Raw genomic sequence first — 24,001 nt, 5'->3', positions numbered from 1 at the left:
AGCCCAAATCTCTGATTTGGTGCGAATCGCTTTCACAGAGTGCGATAGGAGTACTAGAGCGGGTAGTCATCGGATAAAAATAAAGCCATCCCGAAGAAGAAATTTCTCCTTTGAGATGACTTTTTAATCTTATCTTAAAACCTGATTTTTTATATAATCCAATGTAGCCTGCTCTCCTTCTTCAGCTAGCTTATTAAGTAAAAATTCTAACAGCTCCTTACTTTCTTCATGGATGATTTGATAATCCTTGCCTCTTTCATAATACCTTAAAGCAGAATCATCCTTGTATTTCTCCTTTTCATAATTCATGCAGGCACATATTCTATCAATAAACATTTCAACTACATAATTCTTTGGCATCTTCATACCAACTAGTCCATCTTGAATACTGGTACCATAATCAATCCAATATTCTAAGTGATGCTTATTTCTTCCCTTATGATGAAGCCAAGCCTTAGAATACCCTTCCACTTGCTTTTGTATTCCATTAGGACTTATATCACCTCTGTAGTATTTTATTCCTGCTGAAAACTCTATCCAAGAGTATTTAGATAAATCGTGTAAAACTCCTTGTTTATATAAACCCACCTTAAAGCAGTATTTCATAACTAATAATTTATGCCTTGTAATAGTTTTAAAGTGATTAATTGCATTCATTATGTTTTCCATCCCCTAAAATTATGTTTTCTTCTTTAGTTCTATATTAACATAACTTCTTTCTTTTAAAATAGAGAGCGAATTTTTTTCACCCTCTTACTTATTATAAACATATAAACTAAATTCAAAATTACATAGATTTTAAATCTTACTTTTTCTTCATCAACACAGTCCAAAGAAAAGATTTTCCAAATATATTTTCATCATTACTCTCTTTCATTTCTCTAAATTCTATTATTTCAAAATAGCTATCTAAAATGCTTCTCAACTTATACTCAGAAAAGCCAAGTCCACCGTGCATTGAGTGGTCTCTATATACGTCATAATCAGATATATTTGCACCACCATCTAAAGTAAAACATGTCATTGCAAAATATCCATCTGGTTTTAAAAATTTTAAAATAGTATTTAAATATGAGCTTCTTCTATGAGGTTTAATATGATGAAAACATCCGCTATCATAGATAAAATCGCAGCTCTCAGGCTCACACTGAAAATCGAATATTGATTGACATATGAAATTTAATTCTATAGATTTTTCTTTTGCTAATTGTTTTCCCCATTTAATAGATGTTTCTGAAAAATCTATTCCATGAACTTGAAATCCTTTATGTGCTAGATAAAATGAATTTCTGCCATTTCCGCAGCCAATATCAAGAGCCTTACCACCTTTTAATATTCCTAAATCAAAGTAGGTAATAAGGTTTTCATCTGGAATATTTTTAAAGAATGGAATTGTTTTTCCGTTATTAGAATAAAAGTTATTCCACCACTCACTATCTCGTTTCTCTAAGATGCTATCTAGCATAATGAGGACATCTTCTCCATTTCGAATAATCTCCGAATTAACTCTCTCCACTATTTATACCTCCTACAATTAACATATTTTACATAATAATTATATCATAGAGAGTAGTTTATCCAAAATTTCTCCATTCAAGATTCAACACACATGGATATTAAAATCTATTTTAAATCCACCATTTCCAATTATGTGCTATTAAAAACGCATCCTTAATACTACCATTAGATAACAAGCTAAAATCTCTCTAAATCTATATAACGTCATTTTATCAACATATGCTTTTAGCTTTAAAAATAAATTTTCCTAAATTTATTTCTCTATTAATGAAACTTATCATTATCATGCAATTTATCATTTTGAAGCTTCTCGCCAAATGTAAATGCCCCCATATCTATTACATTTATATTGTTATCATTTAAATATACGAAGCTTTCCATAACCCCAAGAGTATCTGCATTATTTACACCAATTATTCTTTGTCTTATGAATAGACTATATGATTCTTTATATATACTTTGAATAGGATATGCTGCATTAATTGCTGATACGGTTGGAATAATATTTTCTTTAACCTTTCCATTATTGTCATACACAAGGTCTAAATAAATTCTAGGTTTCATAGAAATATCTATTATATATTTTCTGTTTAGTGTAAGCGAGTTAACCTGAACCTTATAATCATCTAAATACTTAGCTTCAAATTTATATTTATTGCTAAACATATCAGGATTAAATATTTCTATGAACTGATGATAATTGTAATTATAAGTATAAATGGCAGCTATAGCATATCCTCCAGAGCCTCCTGAATCTCCTCTTATCATTATGTCATCTCTTCTATCTCCATTAAAGTCACCTAAAAACAGTTGTAGATTATATCCGCCATATGGAGTTGAAATTATCTTTAATGGCCCACCATTGCTTTGATTTATTATAATATTTAAATTATCCATAAATTCACTATTCTCACCAAAGCGCCTTCCACGTAATATGACCCTATCTAGAGAATTCTCAGATATAACATTTCCTACTTTTGTATCTATTGTTAATAACTTATTTTCATTAGCCATTATCATATCTCTCCTAAAGTAACTATATTATATACTATTATATTAATAGATTATTGATAATGCTTAATTTATGATCATTAATATATTTCTAATAATCAATATCCTACATGAATAGTAATAGACTAACTGCCATCACCATCATCCCAGCTATTAATCCATAAATTGATAGATGATGCTCACCATATTCTCTTGCTGCTGGAAGCAATTCATCTAATGATATAAATACCATTATTCCAGCTACTGCTGCAAAAACTATCCCAAATACTACATCATTTATGAATGGTCTTAATACTAAATATCCTACTATAGCCCCTACTGGCTCTGATAATCCAGATAAGAAAGAATAAATAAATGCCTTCTTTCTTGAACCAGTAGCATAATAAATTGGTACTGAAACTGCTATTCCTTCAGGAATATTATGAATTGCTATTGCTACAACTATTGGAATTGCAACTGATGGCTCCTGTAATGCTGATATAAATGTTGCAAGTCCCTCAGGAAAGTTATGAATTGCTACAGCTAAAGCTGTAAATACACCCATTCTTAGTAATCCCTTTTCTTTATTATCATCAGGATCTAAATTATTATCTTTTATATTAATCTCTTTTTCCTCATCAGGAAATTCATGGGGATTTTCTTCTTTAGGTATAAGCTTATCTATAGCTGCTATAAAAAACATGCCTCCAAAGAATGCTATAACCGTTATCCAAGCTCCCATCTTATCACCTAATCCGATAGAAAGAGCATCTTTCGCTTTAAAAAATATTTCTATCATAGATACATATATCATTACCCCAGCAGAAAAGCCAAGACTAACAGATAAAAACTTTTTATTTGTCTTCTTTGTAAAAAAAGCTAAAAGGCTACCTATTCCTGTACTTAATCCTGCAAATATTGTTAAAACTAATGGTACTAATATTTCTTTCATATTCCCCCTCCTTAATAAAAGCTTCATGCTTTGTATATTTTATTAATAATATTATTATATTCACATTATAATATAAATGATAATGAATATCAATTAAAATTTATTATCTTATACTTTTATTTTACTAAGTCATAGTGAATATTTATTAAATAAAAATGAGCCATAAACTTAATAACATAGTTTATAGCTCATTATTTAATTAACTTTTTCTTTCCTACTATTTAATTATGGTTTCATGTAATAGCCCTTACTATACATGCATAATAAGTTTTAGCATAAATTACTTTCTCTTTTTAATTTGATTAGATTTATTATTAATCGTTTCTCCTTACTTTATATAACTAGATTAAGATAAGGCTGATGGTAGTAATAGTTCTAGTAAATCTTATAACCTATACTTATCTAATATTTAGCATTATTTATACATATGTTCATCCTTTAATATCCCATTATCCATAGACAATATTTTATCTGCTACCATAGTTGCAAAGGTCATATCATGAGTGATGATTAAAACTGTCATAGCCTTTTCAACACTTAGTTTTTTTATAAGATTTGCCACCTCTCCAGTGATACTGGGATCTAAGGCAGAGGTTGGTTCATCAAAGCATATAAGCTTAGGCTCCATGGCAAGAGCTCTTCCTATTGCAACTCTTTGTTTTTCTCCTCCTGAGAGCTGGAAAGGATAACTATTTTCTTTATGTACAAGTCCTAAAAACCCTAATATCTCTTTCCCTTTATTTCTAGCTTCTTCGATTTCCATTCCCAATACTACCTTTGGTGCTTCTGTAATATTCTCTAAAACACTCATATGTGGGAATAAATTGAAGTTTTGAAATACTAACCCTACATCTAATCTTGTTTCTAATCCATCATTTTTATGCACTTTTTTACCATGTTTATAGTGATACTTATTGTTTATTATTATAGTTCCATTATCAGGCTGAGTTAATCCACTTATGCACCTAAGAAAAGTTGTTTTTCCGCCACCAGAAGGACCTACTATAACAGTAATTTCTCCCTCGTTAATTTCAAGATTTACACCTTTTAAAACTTTATTTTCACCAAATTTCTTTTCTAATCCTTCTATTTTAAGCATAATATTTCCCCCTTATTGATAATAGCTGTATCTTTTTTCTAACCTTTTAAATAGTTCACTAAATACTGCAATTAAAAGTAAATATATTATTCCTACTAATACAAGTGGCAAAAGAGATGCTTGTTTATTTGATGCTATTTTCCCAACTTTTAAAAGTTCATCTAGTCCCACTACATATACTAGAGCAGTATCTTTCACAAGAGTAATAATCTCATTTGCTACTGCTGGAAGTATTCTCTTAGTCGCTTGTGGAAAAACTATCTTAAAAAATATATATCTCTGAGAAAATCCTAGAACTTTCCCTCCTTCATATTGCCCTTCATCTATGGACGCTATTCCAGCCCTAAATATTTCTGAAAAATAAGCCCCGTAATTAAGTGTAAGAGCTAATATAGCAGCTGTAAATCTATCAAGAGTTATGCCTATAATAGGCAATCCAAAGAATATAAATACAATTTGTAAAAGGAGAGGAGTTCCTCTCATAATTAAAATATAAAAACCTGTTATTTTGTTTAATATTTTATTTCTAGATAATCGTCCTTGCGCAACTAGTATTCCAAGTGGTATTGAAAGAACGAGTGTTAATATAAATACCTCAATAGTTACTTTTAGACCTTGAAGTACTTGTGGTAATAGGCTAATTAAATTATTCATATAAATGCACTCCTATTTAAATATATCTTGTCCAAACCATTTTTCAGAAATTTTCTTAGCTGTACCATCTTTTTTTATATCCTCGAAGGCTTGGTTAATCTTTTCAAGTAATTCTTCATCACCTTTTCTTATTCCAACCCCATAGGCTTCACTTCCAAAATCGTCCTTTAATATTTTATATTTTTCTTCACCTTTTGGGTTTATATAGTATCTTGCTAAAATTTCATCAACTACAACAGCATCTATCCTTTTTGCTTCTAAATCCATTAATGCTTCATTATTTGTTTCAAAGGTATAGACCTTACCATCCTTAAAGGTTTTTAGAAGGTCTTCTTCCTTGTTTATCGCATACACTGCACTAGATTGATTTTGAGCTCCAACATTCATCCCTTTTAAATCAGCTTTACTATTTATTCCTGAATCTGCTAAAGTTATTATAACTTGTCTATTCTCTAGATATGGTGTTGTGAAATTTATCTTTTCTTCTCTCTCTTTAGTTATACTATAACCATTCCATATAAGATCTATATTTCCTGAAATAAGTTCTGATTCCTTCATAGACCAATCAATAGGCTGAAAAGTTATTTCCTTACCTATTCTTTTTGATACTTCCTTAGCGATGTCAATATCAAAGCCAACTATTTCTCCTTTATCATCCTTAAAACCCATAGGAACAAAGGTATCATCAAAACCAAGTACAATCTTATCCTTTTCCATTGCATCCTTTTTATCATTACTACATCCTACTACTGATAATGCCATTACTGCAATAATTCCAAAAGTCACTACACTTTTTAATGTTTTACCCATTTTCTTATCCCCCATCTACTTATAATTTATCTATATCCCTTTCACTTTATTACTTTATCATGGTAGAGTGATAAAGTAAATACATTTCAGATTTTTTTATAATGATATGTATTGGCACAATAAAAAAATAAATAGTGGAACAAATTGTTTCACTATTTAAAGTAATATTATTATATTTTACTGACTTGAAACTTTTACTTAGCTTTCCCAATAAGCCTTAGGACTTTTAAAGTATGAAGAATACATGTAAGATAAATCCCTAAAAGCACAGGATATTTTAAATAAGCGACTTCTAGACTAAATTCTACGCTAAGCTTAGCCATGGACGGTAACCAAAATAAATCTAAAGATGATATATTTTTGTCCCTGTCTAAAGCATCAATTTCCTCCATATCTTAAATCAATTTAAATATAGTAATGAAATATAACTTTGTAAAATTTCTTATTACTAATTTTTTATTCATTCAATCCTTCCATGTTAGCCTTATGATATTGAGCATATTCACCTTTCTCAAACTCTGCAGTATCACCTATCAATACTTTTTTTACATAATCTAAATTATGCTCTATTAGATTCTTATCCTCACAATTCGTATGGCCCCCAATAACAGTTTGAACATCAAGATTTAAGTAATCCTCTAACGTCTTTATATATTGACTAATATCCTTTGATATAAGATAAGGTATAGGCCGTTCTAGGTTATCACCAGCAAATAGGACTTTATCCTCTAAATCAATAATTGATATTTCATCATCTGTATGCCCTGGAGTATGATAAATCAAAACATTATCGTCTTCAAAATAAACTTTATCTGTAAATGTCAAATTTGGATATGTCAAAACAACTTCACCTTTTTTATATTCTTTATACTTTTCAAGTGATTCTAATCCATCTTGCTCCATATATTTTTTGCATAACACATGTGATATTATAATAGTTGGTGAAAAAAAGCTATTTCCCCATACATGATCCCAATGACTGTGACTATTTACAACAATCACTTGTTTATTTCCATATTGCTCCTTAATATATTGATTAATCATTTTCATTATATCTGGTCCTAAATATGTATCTAAAATATAAACGTATTGCTTCGCATTGATTACATACACATTCGTAGGAATTCCTAAATCATAAAAGGTAAAAAGAGTACCTCTCCTACCAACTTTTTTTATTTCCATATTAACCTCCATACTAATTTCCTTATTATTCATTATTAGAGTTAAAACTTGCTATGTTTAATAATTAACTGATTTAACTTTTTCTAAAATTATAGCATAATTTTCATAATATTACATCTAATTCACTTATAATCATTTTAGTTCCTAGATTACGCTCTATGAAGGTTACAATGGTTGTATTTATTATACTTTTTTAAAATAATTATTGTTTATACTAGGATTTTATGTTCAAAAAATCTATCACTATTTTAATCTCCAGATTATATTAAATCAAAAATAAGAGACTTTCTCAAAATAGTTCATTAATCCTTATAAAATATTGAGCTTATACTTTAATATTATTGCTAACGAATGCCATTTGAATAGATTGTTTTGTTGTAGATTTTACCTTGAATAAATTCTCTAGTAAATCAACATTCAAAAACGGCTGATAGATAATAATATAAGGTATGCTCAACATTTATTTTAGATCAGTCTATTTTGTGAAAATCCCTTACTTTCCCAAGCACTATAACTTTTATAAATATGATTTTATCTTTTGTAAATTTTAAAATACTTTAGCAGTATCCTTAGCTTCTTTTATTCCTTCTTCAACTTTGCCTTCAACATCTGCTCCAAGAAGATCTACATTTTCTATGGCAATAGTTTTTATATCTTGAATTCCAAAGAAACCTAGAATTGTTCTTAGGTATCTATCTCCCATTTCATATGGAGCATTTCCATATTCTCCGCCCCTAGATACAATGTGTACAGCTTTTTTATTATTTAAAAGTCCTACTGGGCCTTCTGCTGTATATTTAAATGTTATTCCTGTAACACTTACATAATCTATATAAGCCTTTAATATTGCAGGAATGCTTAAGTTCCACATTGGTGCTGCAATTACATATTTATCAGCTTCTGCAAATTGGTATGCATATTTTAAAATTGGATTATTTCTACTTTCTTCATTCTTAGGCCCAAATATTTCTCCTAAATCTTCTGGTCTTAAGAAATCTATATTTTCTTTATATAAGTCTAAGGTAATTATTTCATCACCCGGATTATTCTTTTTATATTCTTCTATGAAGCTATCTGATACCCTAAAAGTTCTTGATTCTCCATGATTTTTAATATTTGCTTTAATATATAATACTTTACTCATATCTTTCTCTCCTTATTTCACCTTGTGCATATCATTCCACAGGTCTTAATTTTATTTATTATTTTTTAACTTTATATTATAGTTATCATACTATAAGTTTTTTATACCCTCAGTTATATTGCCATAAGTAGTTAATTTATTTTCCTCAATCAATTCTTTTATATCTTCTATAATTTAAATTTATCACTAATTAATGATAAGGTCAACGGATAAATATTATTATTTAAAAATTATTTTAAATTAGGTATTTTAATATAAAAATAACTAGTAAATATAATTAATTTACTAGCTATTTTTATATTTTTGTATAAACTATTTTAGATTTAATTATTTTATAAGAGTTGTAAATTTAAATTAATATCTTCTTAAATTTAATTACATTAACATTAATTTATTTAAAGTAAAAACTTCTCTGCATTATTAATTAGGATTAGCTTAAAATCTAACTTAAAATTTATTTTCTATAGGTATAAGAATCTCCTAAAACTTTATATTAATAAGCAAATTGACTATTGTATAAGTCATAATAGAACCCCTTTTTACTAATTAGTTCTTGATGATTTCCTTGCTCTATTATATTTCCATTATTCATAACTAGAATCTTGTCTGCATTTACTATGGTTGAAAGCCTATGAGCAATAACAAAGCTTGTTCTTCCCTCCATAAGATTTAAAAATGCCTTTTGTATTCTAACCTCTGTCAGCGTATCAATGGAACTAGTTGCTTCATCTAGAATTAACATTCTAGGATTTGCTAGCATTACCCTTGCTATGGTTAATAGCTGACGCTGTCCCTGTGATAGATCTTCATCCGAAATAATAGTATCATATCCATCCTTTAATCTCTTAATAAAGGAATGTGCATGAGCTGCCTTAGCTGCTTCTACTATTTCATTCTCTGTGGCATTAGGATTTCCATAGGCTATATTTTCTTTAATAGTTCCCTTAAATAGCCATGGATCTTGAAGTACCATGCCAAAACTCTTTCTTAAACTATTCTTTTTGATATCCCTTATGTTATTATCATCAACTAAAATTTCACCTTGATCTATATCATAAAACCTCATTAATAAATTTACTAAAGTAGTTTTACCACATCCTGTAGGTCCAACAATTGCAATAAGCTGACCGGATTTAGCTTCAAAAGAGAAATTCTGTATTAATGGCTTTTTCTTATCATAGGAAAAGCTTATATCTTTAATTGATATATTTCCTCTACAATCCTTAAGTTCAATAGCATTACTTTTATCTTCATCTTCAGGCTTTTCTTCTATAATGCTAAAAATACGAGTTAAAGAAGCAAAGGCCGTTTGTATCTGCCCTGTGATACCTGATATTTCATTAAAAGGTTTTGCAAATTGAGTAGAATATACTAAAAAACTAGAAACTATACCAACAGATACTCCACTTGTAATAGCTAAAATTCCTCCTACAAGTCCCACTGCTATGTATGAAATATTATTTATAAATCTTGTACTTGGATTTATAAGAGCAGAAGCAAACATAGCTTTAGTAGCTACATTACAAAGATTATCTGAAATATGATTAAACTCTTCCATACTTTTTTCTTCTCTATTAAATACCTTAACAGTCTTTTGATTTCCTACAATCTCAGCTACAAAGGAAGATAATTCTCCAACAGCTTGCTGCTGTTTAACAAAAGTCTTTTGACTGAACTTACTTATAAGAGACGCAATGATAAAGCATATGGGAGTTACTATTAAAATCGCTATAGTAATTTCAACATTTAAGTAAAGCATAAAAACCAGTGCTGTAATAACCGTCACTCCTCCTGAGAATACATTTGTTATGGACACAGCTAAGGCATCACTAACAGAGTCTAAGTCATTTGTAAAACGACTAATTATATCACCATGAGGATTATGATCATAGTAAGCCAAAGATTGCTTATTTAAACTCTTAAAAGTATCCCTTCTCATATCCCTTACTATCATATAGGATACTTTATTTGCATAACGAGAAATAAACCATTGAAATGTTACGGAAATTAAATATATAATTCCTAGACCTATTAATATTCTTGTTAAATCTTGAAAATTTACATTATTTACTCCACCAATATTATCAATGGCAACTCCATTTAAATAGGTGGCAACCACAATACCAACATTACTTATAAAAGCACAGAAAAGAGCCAGTGCTACTTGAAATCTATATGGTTTTACATACCTTAATAACTTTTTAAAATTTGTCATAGCCTTTCCTCCTTTACTTGCTTTGAGATTCATATATTTCTTTGTAAGTTTCACAGCTACTTAACAATTCTTCATGGTTACCTATACCTACACATCTCCCATCATCCAATACTAAGATTTTATCTGCTGAAATAATAGAACTTATTCTCTGGGAAATTATTATAACTGTACTATCCTTTAAGTTTTCCTTTAAAGAATTACGAAGCTTTTTATCTGTTTGATAATCTAAAGCACTTAAGCTGTCATCTAAAATAATAAGGTTAGGCTTTTTTATTAAAGCTCTAGCTATAGTTAAACGCTGCCTTTGCCCTCCCGATAAATTCTTTCCACCTTCATAGATTACAGAATTAATTCCATCCTTCATAGAGCTAACAAAGTCATAGGCCTGAGCAACCTGAAGAGCTTCTATTACTTCCTCATCTGTTGCCTCTTCCTTTCCCCATCTAATATTATCTGCTATGGTACCAGAAAATAACACTGCCTTTTGAGGCACAACTCCTACTTCATCATGTAAAAAACTCTGAGAAAGATCTTTTACATCCTTTCCTCCGAAAATAACTCTTCCTTCAGTAGCATCATAAAATCTTGGAATTAAGTTAGCTACAGTGGATTTTCCACTTCCCGTTGTACCTACAATTCCAAAAATATTTCCTTTTTCAATAGTAAAGGATAGGTCTGATAAAACTTCTTCTGAATTATATTTAAAAGACACATTATCAAAAACAACAATCTTATCTGTATATTCTAAAACTTTCTCATTTTTATTATCAACAATACTTGGTGTGTATTCAAAAATCTCATTTATTCTAGCAGCTGATGCCGATGCCTTAGTAAATAGCACCACAAGATTTGCAACTATTATAAGAGCTAGTAAAACCTGTGTGATATAATTTATTAAAACCACAATATCTCCTTGTGTTAAAGTACCAATATTAACATTTATAGCTCCTATATAAAGTAGTACTATAATACCAGTATTCATAACTAATGAAGTAATTGGATTCATCAGTGCAGATAGATTAGAAACTCTTATATATGCTTTAGATAAATCATCTGTAGCCTCATCCATACGCTCCTGCTCTTTTTCATGCCTAGCAAATGCCCTAATTACACGTACTCCCGTTAAATTTTCTCTAAGTACTCTTCCTAAGGTATCTAATCTACTTTGAGATGCTTTATATAGTGGTACTGTTTTTTTCATTATTATAATCAATATTAAAACAAAAACTGGAATTAAAACTGCAAATATTAATGATAGCTTAGGATTTATATATAGAGACATCACTAAAGCTCCAATGCATAAAAATGGTGCTCTACTAACTAATCTAATCAACATAGCAACTGCCTGTACAATTTGATTAACATCATTAGTTGTTCTATTAATCAATGTAGAATCACTAAAATGATCTATATCCTCATAGGATAGCTGAGAAATCTTTTTTAATAATTCTTTTCTAATATCATTACCTACATTTTGACAAGCATAAGAAGCAAAATATTGACATAGAGATGCTGATGCTAATCCTACTGATATTATCCCAAACATCAATAAGGCAGTTTTCCATATGTATGTTATATTGCCATTTCTAATTCCTATGTCTATTATCTTTCCCATAAGTAATGGTAGTAATAACTCTAAAATGGCTTCAAATAATTTTGCCCCAGCCCCTATAACCGTTTCTTTTATATATGGCCTAAGAAATCTCTTTAGCTTAAACAAGACCTTATCCCCCTTACTTTATCATCCATTATATATCAATTTTAGCTTACTTTCTTCTCTCATAAGTATAGTAAGTATATGGTATTTCTCCTTCAATTCTTTCTTCATAGGCTTTCACAAATTCATCTTCATTAATTTTCGGGAAATAAACATCTCCCTCAATAACTTTATCTATAATAGTGAGGTATATTCTATCTGTCATAGGTAGTACCTGTCTGTATATCTCCCCTCCACCAGCAATGAATATTTCCTTCTCATCCTTTGCTAGCTCCAAAGCTTCCTTAAGAGATTTAACAGTAACACAGTTTTCACATTCTATATTTTTAGTTTTAGAAATTATAATAGTTTTTCTATTAGGTAATGGCTTTCCCTCAGCCTGAAAAGTTTTTCTACCTACAATTATAGTATGACCCGTAGTTAACTCCTTAAACCTTCTTTGCTCTCCTTTTATCTTCCAAGGCATTATTCCATTATTACCTATCACATTATTCTTTGTCACTGCTACAATTATTGAAATCATTTTAGTATCCTCCTACCTTCATAGTCATATTACATAATATTATAACCTATAGATATACATTTCACCTACTACTTTCATTAAACCCTAAACTTCATTAATATCCCCTTACTCATATACATTATATGCAAATAAATGTTATAATTGTCATACGCATAAATTATAATACATTACTCATTTGTATTTAAAAGAAAGATTATTTATATAGTAGGAGGCAGATATGTTATTTAATAATCTAGAAACAGAACGATTACTTCTTAAAAATATAAGTATTAATGACAGAGAGTTTATATTTAGCCAATTTTCAGATGACGTAGTAAATAAATACTTATTTGATGCAGAGCAAGTAACTGATATGCAAGGAGCAGATGAAATCATAACATTCTATATAAAGCCTGAACCACGATTGCAGCATCGCTGGGTTATCCTAAGGAAATCAGATGGTATGAAAATGGGTACATGCGGGTTTCATTGTTGGGATCAATCAAATTGTAAAGTAGAAGTAGGATACGACCTCAAAGAAGAGTTTTGGGGAAATGGTTATATGCAAGAAGCTATGGAAAAAATTATCGAATTTGCTATGAATGAGATGAAGGTAAAAGAGATAATTGCATGTATTTATATTGATAATCAAAGGTCAATTCGTCTTGCAGAAAACCTTGGTTTTGTTTTATCTAGTTCAAGTTATGAGATATTTAGAGGCAATAAATACTTACATAATATATACTCTCTTTATCTAACTAACTTAACATAATCCATAACTGCATACTTATAAAGGATTATAAGAGAAGTCTAAATGTTTCCTGTAATAATTACTATAATATCAACATTCCTCTAAAATATGGCTAACTTTTTAAATAGTTAAAATTTTTTCTATAGAAATATTTAAATAGTTATCTATGAAAAATTTTATATATTTACTAAAAAGCTCTCTTTATGAAGCCTCTATGTTTAACTGATCCAACAAACTATATTGATGCTTTTACATCAACCTATATGGTAATATTATGAAATTTGTGGTATGATTTCTATATACAATTCAATATAGTTGAAGTGGGCTACTGGTATCACTTACCTCTTTTAAAGGGAGGTGATACATTGAGTGACAATACTTTAATGCTATTATTTCAAGGTGGATTATTCCTTCTGGCATTCTTGACATTTATAGTGTTGCTTATTGATAGGATATCAAAAAAATAGTAGCCCCGTGTGCAAATGGAAGCTACTAATTTCTTTTTTAATTTTAGTAATGCCAGTTGCCTAAGCAACTAGAATTGTATATTATAGGGTGCTCCAACACCCTATTTTTTATTATATGCATTTTCTTTATATATTTTACTTATAAATCACTAAATATTTTCTTCATTTCTTACTTATATTATACCAAATTCTTCTAAGAATATGTATATTTTTTTATAAATTTATTCAATATCTTTCAACTATCTATCTTTATTCAAATTATACATATTAACCTTTCATCAAATTTATTCTAGTTTTTTCATCAAACTTTTCTAATGCATATCTAAAAGCTATCCTAGGCATAATATCTTTATTTTTAAGTTAATACTTTTATCCTCTAAGGATTTATATGATTTTGAAGAAAATGATCTAACTTTACTTGTAGTTAGACTATTTTCTTTTGATAAACCTTTAAAATACTCTTTCGCTTCTAATATAATATCACTCACATATATCACTACCTTCTAACCAAAATAATTCTCTCTTCGACTAAAGTTATTCCTTTATTTTATTTTACAGGATATTAATACCACTTCCAAGCAGAAATATGTTGAATAAAAAAACTAGCATCTTCAACACAAATGAAGCTACTAGTTTTTGTAACTTAATGAAAGTTTTTACCCATAGTGACTAATGCTACTTTAATGTAAGAGTGTATTTATCTATAAGAAGTTTTTAGGGCTTCTCTTAGAACCTTAGGATTCTTTTTATATGGAGTTACTGGACAAATTTTCTTATTCTTCATACCGAATAAAGTATATACTGCAATTCTCGCTGCACGTACTGAATATTCTTCTGTAAATACCATATCCTCAGGAATTTCAACGAACTGACTAATCATAGCAAAATTAGTTGAGCCTTTTGGTACAACCTTTGGACGATCAGACATCTTACGTGGTTGGAATTGAGAATCTATATACGGCATCATGCATGGAATAACATTTATCACATCTTTCATAATTTCATCTATTTGATCTTCCAAATGTAAGTGATGTAGAAGCTCTATTAACATTTCTTCACCAGTACAATCACGCATTGGTTTCTTTACATGGTCTCCAACTTTATCTGTATATAAACCATAACCCCAGAAAATAGTTGTATCCATTGATTGAGCTTTAAAGTGTGGTTGAGCTGCAATTACTATGCTCATTAACCAGTTAGAATCTTTAAATGTCATTAAAGCACCACTACCTGGAATATTACCAGAGAATTTTTCTATTAATTTTAAAAGTTTATTTCCTCTACAAGTTACAGTGAAGCTTTCCCAGTTGGTTTCATCTGGGTGATTAAAGAATGGATCTGGATTACCAAGGCCTTGTTTTTTATTAGCAACTTTTCTCCAAAGTTCCCCTGAAATTGAAGCACTTGGATCATAAGCTGCTGGTGTATGAAGATCACCTAAAGTTGCACTATCAGTCATACAACCATTGGTCATAATACATACATCCCCTTGACTTAGTTCAATAACTCTTTCTCCATTTTCATCTTCTATGTGAATAGCTGTTACTGTAATTTTATTGCCTGGCTTAAAATCTAAATCTGTTACAGTTGCATTGATACTAAAGTCAACACCATGGTCATCTAAATATGCTTTTAATGGTAAGATAACAGATTCATATTGATTATATGGTGTACGTGTAACTCCTTCTAAAGTTTCTATACGAGAGAATTCAAAAATCATACGCTCCATATAACGTTTAAACTCAAATAAACTAGACCATTTTTGGAAAGCAAAGGTTGTTTGCCACATATACCAGAAGTTAGTTTCAAAGAAATGAGGGGTATGGCTAAACCACTGCTCTATAGCCATATCATCTAAACTTTCTTCTGGAGTAATCATTAATTTACCAAGGGCCATACGGTCTTCATTATTAAAGCCCATACTTCTTACATTTTGAATTACTCCATACTTATCTATTAAACGAGCTTGAGCACGGGTTGGATGTAAATGGTCAAAGTTAAGTATTTCTTCTGTAACACTTTTACCTGGCATATCTAAAGATGGAATACTTGAGAATAGTTCCCAGAAGTTTTCGTAGGTTTCTTCATTTAACATTCTACCTCCACGACATATAAAACCATTTTGTACATCTCCAGCACCATCATTACTACCACCAAGAACTCTCATTCCTTCAATGATGTGAATATTTTCTCCTTTAAAGTTACAGTCTCTTACAAGGTAAGCTGCACCTGCTAAAGAAGCTAAGCCTCCTCCAACGAAATAAACTTGTTTTCCTAAATGATCTATATATTCAAATTTTGTTCCTTGACTTCCTGCCTTATTTTTAAGTTTTTTTGCTCCTAAAGTAGCTATTGTAGCTGCACCTGCTATAGTTCCTATAGCAACTAATGGATTTATACTACTTTTACTTGTTTTTCTACTCATAATAATTACCTCAACTTTCTAGTTAAATTAATTAGTAAAGATTTATTATTATAGTTTAATACAATTAAAGCGTATTTATGCAGATTTGTCGGTTTGCCTAAAAGTGTATAAGTTTGAATAATCAATACTTACATTATACATACCATATTAATCGTCCATTTTTGTTATTTTAGCATCATCATCTTCTTCAATTGAAATATCAATTTTCCCTTTAGCCTTCTTACCTACAAACTTAAATCTATACTCTCCTTCTGATAGTTTTATTGTTTTTTCTCCTTTACCAACTCCTTCTAATACAGTTTCTACTTGCTTTTCTGGAGTGATTAAAACACCTTTGAAATCTCCACTATCAACTTTAGAATCATAATTAAAGGTAATTTCACTACCCCCATTAGACTCTATAATCCAAATAGTATCTGTACCAGAAAACTTCCCATACTTAACATTAATATGATTTTTAGAGCTTGACTCACTTCTTCTTACATAACTATAGCTATCAACATCTGGTGATATTTTATTATTATCACTATACATGTCATCTTTTTCTGAATCTGCATTACACCCACTTAAAGTGCCTAATAAAAATAATAAACACAGCCCTAAAAGAACTTTATTTCTCAATTTCAATTCTATCCCTCCTGATAATAATCTTAATTGCTTTAAAATATTAAATGCAATTTCTTTATGAAACATTTATCATCTATTTTAATATAAACAACTATTCATCTATACGATAAATCAATCTTGGAATTTTACGTCCTACCTTTACTAATGATTCTACTTCTCCTATTTTTATAGCTCCCAATTTTGTATAAAACCCTATGGCCTCTGGACTTGTTACTATTTCAAACTTCTTAATATCAAGACTTTTAGCAGTTTCGATTACATGACTCCATAATAGTTTTCCATAACCTTTTCCAATATGCTTAGAATCAATAAAAAAATATTCGAGCTCTGTTTCCCCTTCATTCATTAAAATTCCATAAAACCCCACTATCTCTTCATCATCTTCTATTAAAAAAGTAGGATAATTACTTATATAGTTTTCACTTACTCTATAGGTATTCTTAAAACTTTCCATATAGTCTTCATCATAGCCCCAATATGCTTCTGAGTTTATAGCAATGCTAGTTAAAATATTAGCATCTTCTACTTTAGCTCTACGAATATTTATCATTCCCATTCCCCCTAAAATTTCACTCCCCTTATTTGATATTATATTAAAATTATAGAATATTTTGTATATAGAGTCTATAATTCTATTGAAAGTTGGTTAAGAACTTTTATGTTCTATAATATTTTTTTAATTACCCTAGTCTTATGTAAAAATTCAGTTTAACTTATATAAAAATCAGCCATACTATATAAACATGAATCATAAATTATATTTTGATTCAAAATACTAGTTATGAATTAATTTGTTAAATAATTAATTAATTTACAATATATTATAACTATGCTAAGATATAATTAATAAGTAATATTCTTTGATAATTTTTATTTATTAATAATTTATATAAAATATATTTTAGAAAGGATTTGATGTTATGAATAATTTATTTGATCTTACAGGTAAAGTTGCCATTGTTACAGGTGCTTCTAGTGGACTAGGTGCTGATGCAGCTAGAGCTTATGCTGAATATGGAGCTAGCGTTGCACTACTTGCAAGAAGAAAAGATAAGCTTGATCATGTAGTTAAAGAAATTGAAGACAAGGGTGGAAAAGCTCTAGCAGTTCAATGTGACGTTTCTGATGAACAAAGTATTAAATCGGCAGTAGAGGAAGTTATGAGTCACTTTGGACAAATTGATATTCTTCTTAACAATGCAGGTGTTGCAACTGGAGGTTCTGTTGAAAACATTTCTGTGGAAGCTTGGGATAAAGTTATGGATATTAACGTTAAAGGTATTTTCCTAATGAGTAAATATGTAGTTCCTCATATGAAAGAAATAAAATACGGTAAAATTATTAACATTGCTTCTATAAATGCAGTTCTTGCAGATAAAGATCCTTCTCTTTTCCGTCACTCCTACAATGCTTCTAAAGCAGCTGTAAGAGGACTAACTATGGGTATGGCTGCAAGTTATATGCAGGATAACATTACAGTTAACTCTATAGGACCTGGTCTTTTCGAATCTGAAATGACTGAAAATACTCTATTTAAACATGAGCCTTTCCTTAGAGCTTATAATACTATTTCCCCAGCTGGAAGACCTGGTAAAAAAGGAGAGCTTAACGGAACAATTATCTATCTTTCATCAGATGCATCTAGCTATGTAACTTCTCAACATATCCTTGTTGATGGTGGATTTGCCATAGTTTAAAAAGATATTTATATATGAAAAAGGCCGTATCTAAGATACAGCCTTTTTGCTTTATATTCAATTATTTTAAATAGCTTCACCCATAACTTCTCCATCTTCTATGTCAGGATTGTCTAATTTCTTAATTTCATGCTTAAACATAAAATTAGTTATTATAAAAGATATGAAGTCACTGGTTGGTCCTGCCATCCATACTCCTGTTAATCCAAGAGTTTCTCCATTTGGAAGAGGTATCATTGGAAGAATTATAAGGAATGGTATTAAAAGTATTACTTGTCTTAACAAGCTTAAGAACATAGATTTCTTAGCCTTTCCTATGCAAGAGAAGTAATTAGTTCTTATAATTTGTGGTCCTACTAAAATAACCATACAAAGGAAAATTCTCATTCCATGCTTTGTTATTGAAAGCAGCTCTGGGTCTGAGTTAAATGACTTTACTAAAACTCCTGGAATAAGTTCTATCATTAAAAATCCTATGGTAGCAATAATGAGAGCCGCTATTTGAGGATACTTTATAGCTTCCTTAACTCTATCATACTTTTTAGCGCCATAGTTATATCCAACTATAGGTTGCATTCCTTGATTTAGTCCAAATATAGGCATCAAGAATATAGTTGATACACTATTTATTATAGTCATAGCTCCTATGGCTAAGTCTCCACCATAGGCCATTAAAGATTTATTAGATATTACTTGAACTGCACTTGCTGCTATTTGCATGCTAAATGGTGACATACCTATAGCAAATATAGCTAGTACTAGCTTTTTCTCTAACTTAAAGTTTTTAGCTTTAACTTTTAAATTAGCGTTTCCTCTTAAGAAGAAGCTTAAACCCCATATGGCTGAAGCAATCTGAGCTATTACTGTAGCTATAGCTCCCCCTTTAACTCCCATTCCCAATGTAAATATAAATATTGGATCAAGGATTATATTAGTAAATGCTCCTATAAGCATAGATGCCATAGCTATATTAGGACTTCCACTAGCTCTTATAGTGTGGTTTAGTCCAAAGCTTAACATGTTAAATATAGTACCTATAAATATAATCTGCATATATTCTTCTGCATATACTAGTGTATTTGAACTAGCTCCAAACATCCTTAGTATATCTTTTCCCCAGATTAAACCTATAGCTGTTATAGCTAAACTAATAATTACAATTAAAGTAAAAGCATTTCCTAAAATCTTCTCTGCTTCTTCCTTCTTATCTTGTCCTAATCTTATAGATATTGTTGTTGCTGTACCTATTCCAACTAACATACCAAAACCTAATATAATAGTTGATATTGGCATAGTTACTCCTACACCTGTAATTGCTAGGTTACCAATCTCTGGAATATGCCCTATAAACACTCTGTCAATAATATTATATAATGCATTAACTAGCATGCCGATAATAGCTGGTATAGAAAATTTAAGTAATAATTTTGTGATTTTTTCTTCACCTAGTGAATTTTGTCTACCCATGTAGTATCTCCCTTCTAATTTGAAATTTTTTTACATATTAATGCAAGGTTAGAAAACTCGTAACCTTGCAAAACACATACTAAACTATTTATTTCATAATAGATAATTTAGGTTAACATTCATCTTAACCTTAATAACCTCATGTATGTTTGAAATTTTAAGTAGTTTTTATTTGAACATCTTGTCTCATAATATAATTATACGTTACGTAATTTATTTTTTCAAACATTTATTTCGATATGCTAAAAATTTCATTATCTAAATAAAATATCTTTACTATGAAAATAATTCTGCTAATTCTTTTTCACTCATGGAGGATAAAGTTAAGTCTGTATGTTCTTCTCCATCTAAAACTTTTTCTATAATTTCTTTTTTCTTTTCTTGAATGCTATAGATTTTTTCTTCTATTGTGCCCCTAGCTATGAGCTTTATTACTTCTACCGTATTTTTTTGACCAATTCTATGTGCTCTATCTACAGCTTGGTCTTCCACTGCTGGATTCCACCATGGATCAAAGTGTATTACCATATCTGCTGAGGTAAGATTAAGTCCTGTTCCCCCTGCTTTTAAAGAAATTAGAAATACTGATGGTTCTCCCTCATTAAACTCTCTAACTAGGTTCATTCTTTCCTTAGCTGGAACAGAACCATCTAAATACATGGTGTTTATATCCTTCTTATTTAACTTTTCTTTTATACTACTTAAAATTGTAGTAAATTGAGAAAATAATAACACCTTACGATTGTTCTCTAATGCTTCCTCTAGTATGTCATAAAGAGCATGATACTTTCCACTATCTCCTTTATAATTTTCTATAAAAGAAGCTGGATCACAACAAATTTGTCTCAGCCTAGTAATAAGTGATAATATCTTCATTCTACTTTTATTAAAGCCTTTTTCACTTATTTCCTGTTCCATCTCTTCCTTGTATGCATCTACATAGGAATAATATAGCTTTTTCTGTTCTTCTGTCATATCTACTATTATTTTATGCTCTATCTTTTGGGGTAATTCAAGGGCTACATCCTTTTTAAATCTTCGTAAAATGAATGGTCTTATAAGCTTTAATAATTCATCTAGGGCCATCTCATCCTTTTCCCTAACTATAGGTAACTCAAAACTTTTATTGAACTTCCCATGGGTTTTAAGGTACCCAGGCATTATAAAATCAAAGATAGACCAAAGCTCTGTGAGGGAATTCTCTATAGGGGTTCCTGTCATTGCAAATTTACTCTTAGCTTGTATTGACTTAACTGACTCTGAATTTAAAGAAGTAGGATTCTTTATATATTGAGCTTCATCAATAATACAAAGATCAAATTTTGTCTTCTCATAGTACTCTAAATCTCTTCTTATTAAAGCATAAGAAGTAATTATTACATCATATTCTTCTAAATTTTCTACTAGAGCTTCTCTCTCTCCCTTACTTCCACTTATAGCTACCACCTTTAAATTATTAGAAAACTTTTCAAACTCCATAACCCAGTTATACACCAAAGAAGTAGGACATACGATTAAAGCTTTATTTTTTAAGTTACCTTCTTCTTTCTCTGAATTTATGAATGTTATAGCTTGAAGAGTTTTACCAAGTCCCATCTCATCTCCTAGAATTCCTCCAAAACCACATTCTGATAAGGTTTTAAACCATTTGAATCCTATTTCTTGATAAGATCTTAATACCTTACTTTGTTCTTCTGGAACCCTATACTCATTGCTATTTATATCTTTTATTGTATTTATAAGATTTTCAAATCCTTTATTCCTTGATACAAAGCTTAAGGCTCCATTATTAATCTTTTCATCTATATATAAGGATGCATACTTAGGTATTTCTACACTACCACTGGCTAGCTTTGAAATTGATATATCAAAGTTATCTATAACAGAATAAATGTCCTCAATCTCATTACCTTGAAGTGGAATTATAGATCCATTTTTCAATTTAAAGTATTTCTTTTTCTGCTTAATAGATTTCAAAGTTTCCTTTAATTCATCCTTAGAAATTCCTTCAATATTAAAATTAAATTCTAAAAGATCCAAATCATTTAATCTAATACTAGAACTAAAGGATTTAGGTGTTAATATTTTTATTTCTTTAAAGCTATCAGAATAATAAACATCTCCTATCTCTACTAGCTCCTCTACACCATAGGTTAAAAATTCAACTAAATCTTCTTCCTTTTCTATATAAAAAGTTTGATCTGTATTTTTGAATCCAAGACCATGAAGCTTTTCTACCATTTTTCTTTCCCTAACTAAATCTCTAATAAGTATATTATCGATATTAGCCTCAGCTACTTCTGCTTCACTTTCATCTAGTTCATCATGATTTATTTCTTTTATATCTCTCTTTTCATTTTCTAAATTATAATAAAAACTTTCATCTCCATAATTAAATTTCATATCACAGGTAACTCTATCTCTATCCTTATCTAAATAAAATCCTGTTGTTAAAGGTTTTTCTTTTATAAGCTCTTTTACACTTTCATCCTTAATTACTATAGGACTTATATTTTTTAACTTCGGTATAAGGAAATTTGCTACATCATTAATATTATTTCTTCCAAAGGATATAGTATTGCTCTCTGACTTAGTAAAGGCTTTATGAAGTGGAGCAAAATCACTCTTTTCTTGTTCAGATAGAAGATATAACGTATTATTTAAATAATACAGTCCTGTATCTTCACAAATCACTTGAGGAATTTCACCATTCATATCTATATTTAAATTATCTCCCTTCATAAACATGTAGAAACTAGTAGGAATACTACTTAAGGAAACAATAACATCTTTATGTAATTGTCCTTTATATTCTAAATTAACGCTCTTACCATTTTTAATATCTAGAATATTTTTTAGTTGTGCTTCTGAAAGAAATGCTTTCTTTCCACTAAAGAATACAGAATGATTAGTATATATCCTATTCATAACTTCCTTATTTAAATCATAAATTTCCTTTATTATATCAATGATTTTTTTATCTTTATCCTTAAACATATATTTAGTATTTGTGTATTGAAGCTCTTTTCCAAAATTAATAGTTCCACCACTTCTATATATACATTCCATAAGCTCTCGAACATTTTTTACCACATATAATCTATTAGTACCTATCTTTAATTCTATATAAAAGTTCTTTCTTTTACTTCCATAACTCTCATCTTCTACTACTAAAGTAACTTCCATATTTAAAAGTTCCTTTTCAATCCCACTAACTTCCTTATTAAAGGTACTTTTATAAGTCTCAAGGAGTTCTTCTTCACCAGACTTAGGAATATTTATACCTCGTCCTTCTACCCCTTCTTTCTTTAACTTTATAAGTACAGCCCCTATATGCTTACACATATGATACTTACTAAAGTCATCGCAGCTACAGTTAGGATACATTTTCAAATTTTTCTTATTAATAAGTATACTAATTCTATAATTATTTACGTCATAGGCTGATTGTACTATGCCCGTAATTGATAATGTATTTATAGAGTTTTCATTGATTTTCATACTTCTAACTTTATTTCTAAGGTACATATCCATGGCTCTATTATAAACAATCTTTCCACATATAGCCTTTATTTCTTCCAACTCTAAACCAAAATTCATCCTTGTAATTCTCCTAATTTAAATTCTTTTCTTCTAAATTTACTCTACCTTTTATTATATACCTTTTTTATCTTTATAGCGCATTTATTTTAAGAGAATTGCTTTTCATCTAAATTTTTAATTATCCCCTTATCTATATTATTTACCTATTTTCTTAGTTAGGCACTATCAAATAAATAATAGA

Annotated in this window: 22 protein-coding genes; 3 read left to right on the top strand and 19 right to left on the bottom strand. The window is 29.5% G+C overall.

What is annotated here, in order from left to right; all coding sequences use genetic code 11:
• Positions 1-129: 129 nt before the first annotated feature.
• The 13 genes from B3W71_RS14715 to B3W71_RS14655 all read right to left on the bottom strand — a co-directional run bounded on the left by B3W71_RS14715 (position 130) and on the right by B3W71_RS14655 (position 12,804).
• Complete coding sequence (locus B3W71_RS14715) at positions 130-657, bottom strand: DUF5662 family protein (protein WP_346889689.1); 528 nt, start codon at positions 655-657, stop codon at positions 130-132.
• A gap of 148 nt (positions 658-805) precedes the next feature.
• Positions 806-1,516, bottom strand: coding sequence for a class I SAM-dependent methyltransferase (locus B3W71_RS14710; RefSeq protein ID WP_346889688.1), 711 nt, complete (start codon positions 1,514-1,516; stop codon positions 806-808).
• Positions 1,517-1,782: 266 nt separating this feature from the next.
• The gene (locus B3W71_RS14705; RefSeq protein WP_346889687.1) at positions 1,783-2,532 is read right to left on the bottom strand and encodes a hypothetical protein; all 750 of its coding nucleotides are present in this window, start codon (positions 2,530-2,532) and stop codon (positions 1,783-1,785) included.
• A gap of 103 nt (positions 2,533-2,635) precedes the next feature.
• Entirely contained in the window at positions 2,636-3,460 is an 825-nt protein-coding gene (zupT, locus tag B3W71_RS14700) for a zinc transporter ZupT (protein ID WP_346889686.1), read from the bottom strand.
• A gap of 415 nt (positions 3,461-3,875) precedes the next feature.
• Positions 3,876-4,559 carry an amino acid ABC transporter ATP-binding protein gene (locus B3W71_RS14695; RefSeq protein WP_346889685.1) on the bottom strand — a complete coding sequence of 228 codons (684 nt, stop codon included), beginning with the start codon at positions 4,557-4,559 and terminating at the stop codon, positions 3,876-3,878.
• A 12-nt stretch (positions 4,560-4,571) separates the two neighbouring features.
• Positions 4,572-5,213, bottom strand: a complete 642-nt coding sequence (locus B3W71_RS14690) for an amino acid ABC transporter permease (RefSeq protein ID WP_346889684.1) — start codon at positions 5,211-5,213, stop codon at positions 4,572-4,574.
• Positions 5,214-5,225: 12 nt separating this feature from the next.
• Positions 5,226-6,023 carry an amino acid ABC transporter substrate-binding protein gene (locus B3W71_RS14685; protein WP_346889683.1) on the bottom strand — a complete coding sequence of 266 codons (798 nt, stop codon included), beginning with the start codon at positions 6,021-6,023 and terminating at the stop codon, positions 5,226-5,228.
• A gap of 194 nt (positions 6,024-6,217) precedes the next feature.
• On the bottom strand, positions 6,218-6,415 hold the full coding sequence (locus tag B3W71_RS14680; protein ID WP_346889682.1) for a hypothetical protein: 198 nt from the start codon (positions 6,413-6,415) through the stop codon (positions 6,218-6,220).
• 64 nt (positions 6,416-6,479) lie between these two features.
• Positions 6,480-7,205, bottom strand: coding sequence for an MBL fold metallo-hydrolase (locus B3W71_RS14675; RefSeq protein WP_346889681.1), 726 nt, complete (start codon positions 7,203-7,205; stop codon positions 6,480-6,482).
• Positions 7,206-7,752: 547 nt separating this feature from the next.
• Positions 7,753-8,349 (bottom strand): FMN-dependent NADH-azoreductase, encoded by a 597-nt coding sequence (locus B3W71_RS14670; RefSeq protein ID WP_346889680.1) that lies wholly within the window; start codon positions 8,347-8,349, stop codon positions 7,753-7,755.
• A 493-nt stretch (positions 8,350-8,842) separates the two neighbouring features.
• Complete coding sequence (locus B3W71_RS14665) at positions 8,843-10,564, bottom strand: ABC transporter ATP-binding protein (RefSeq protein ID WP_346889679.1); 1,722 nt, start codon at positions 10,562-10,564, stop codon at positions 8,843-8,845.
• Between the two features lie 13 nt (positions 10,565-10,577).
• Complete coding sequence (locus tag B3W71_RS14660) at positions 10,578-12,284, bottom strand: ABC transporter ATP-binding protein (RefSeq protein WP_346889678.1); 1,707 nt, start codon at positions 12,282-12,284, stop codon at positions 10,578-10,580.
• A gap of 46 nt (positions 12,285-12,330) precedes the next feature.
• A complete protein-coding gene (locus B3W71_RS14655; RefSeq protein ID WP_346889677.1) occupies positions 12,331-12,804 on the bottom strand; it encodes a dihydrofolate reductase in 474 nt (157 codons plus the stop codon).
• Between the two features lie 217 nt (positions 12,805-13,021).
• On the opposite strand from B3W71_RS14655, the gene B3W71_RS14650 reads away from it, so the two are divergent.
• On the top strand, positions 13,022-13,555 hold the full coding sequence (locus B3W71_RS14650; protein ID WP_346889676.1) for a GNAT family N-acetyltransferase: 534 nt from the start codon (positions 13,022-13,024) through the stop codon (positions 13,553-13,555).
• Between the two features lie 344 nt (positions 13,556-13,899).
• Complete coding sequence (locus B3W71_RS14645; RefSeq protein WP_346889675.1) at positions 13,900-14,001, top strand: putative holin-like toxin; 102 nt, start codon at positions 13,900-13,902, stop codon at positions 13,999-14,001.
• A 329-nt stretch (positions 14,002-14,330) separates the two neighbouring features.
• Here the strand turns inward: B3W71_RS14645 and B3W71_RS14640 are convergent, their stop codons facing one another.
• From B3W71_RS14640 to B3W71_RS14625, 4 genes are all read right to left on the bottom strand, one after another.
• Complete coding sequence (locus tag B3W71_RS14640; protein WP_346889674.1) at positions 14,331-14,489, bottom strand: hypothetical protein; 159 nt, start codon at positions 14,487-14,489, stop codon at positions 14,331-14,333.
• A 209-nt stretch (positions 14,490-14,698) separates the two neighbouring features.
• Entirely contained in the window at positions 14,699-16,426 is a 1,728-nt protein-coding gene (locus B3W71_RS14635) for an oleate hydratase (RefSeq protein ID WP_346889673.1), read from the bottom strand.
• 147 nt (positions 16,427-16,573) lie between these two features.
• Positions 16,574-17,053: a hypothetical protein gene (locus tag B3W71_RS14630; RefSeq protein WP_346889672.1), complete on the bottom strand. Its 480-nt coding sequence runs from the start codon at positions 17,051-17,053 to the stop codon at positions 16,574-16,576.
• A 91-nt stretch (positions 17,054-17,144) separates the two neighbouring features.
• Positions 17,145-17,603, bottom strand: a complete 459-nt coding sequence (locus tag B3W71_RS14625; RefSeq protein ID WP_346889671.1) for a GNAT family N-acetyltransferase — start codon at positions 17,601-17,603, stop codon at positions 17,145-17,147.
• Between the two features lie 370 nt (positions 17,604-17,973).
• On the opposite strand from B3W71_RS14625, the gene B3W71_RS14620 reads away from it, so the two are divergent.
• Positions 17,974-18,750 carry a glucose 1-dehydrogenase gene (locus tag B3W71_RS14620; RefSeq protein ID WP_346889670.1) on the top strand — a complete coding sequence of 259 codons (777 nt, stop codon included), beginning with the start codon at positions 17,974-17,976 and terminating at the stop codon, positions 18,748-18,750.
• Between the two features lie 66 nt (positions 18,751-18,816).
• On the opposite strand, the gene B3W71_RS14615 is transcribed toward B3W71_RS14620, so the two are convergent.
• Together B3W71_RS14615 and B3W71_RS14610 are read right to left on the bottom strand one after the other, a co-directional pair.
• The gene (locus tag B3W71_RS14615) at positions 18,817-20,217 is read right to left on the bottom strand and encodes an MATE family efflux transporter (protein WP_346889669.1); all 1,401 of its coding nucleotides are present in this window, start codon (positions 20,215-20,217) and stop codon (positions 18,817-18,819) included.
• Positions 20,218-20,493: 276 nt separating this feature from the next.
• Complete coding sequence (locus B3W71_RS14610; RefSeq protein WP_346889668.1) at positions 20,494-23,817, bottom strand: SNF2 helicase associated domain-containing protein; 3,324 nt, start codon at positions 23,815-23,817, stop codon at positions 20,494-20,496.
• Positions 23,818-24,001 lie beyond the last annotated feature (184 nt).

It is taken from the genome of Clostridium sp. UBA1056, from assembly GCA_002316385.1.
GTDB lineage: Bacteria > Bacillota > Clostridia > Clostridiales > Clostridiaceae > Clostridium_J.
The sequence above is the reverse complement of the archived record's forward strand: the minus strand, read 5'-3'. Positions and strand labels throughout refer to the sequence as shown.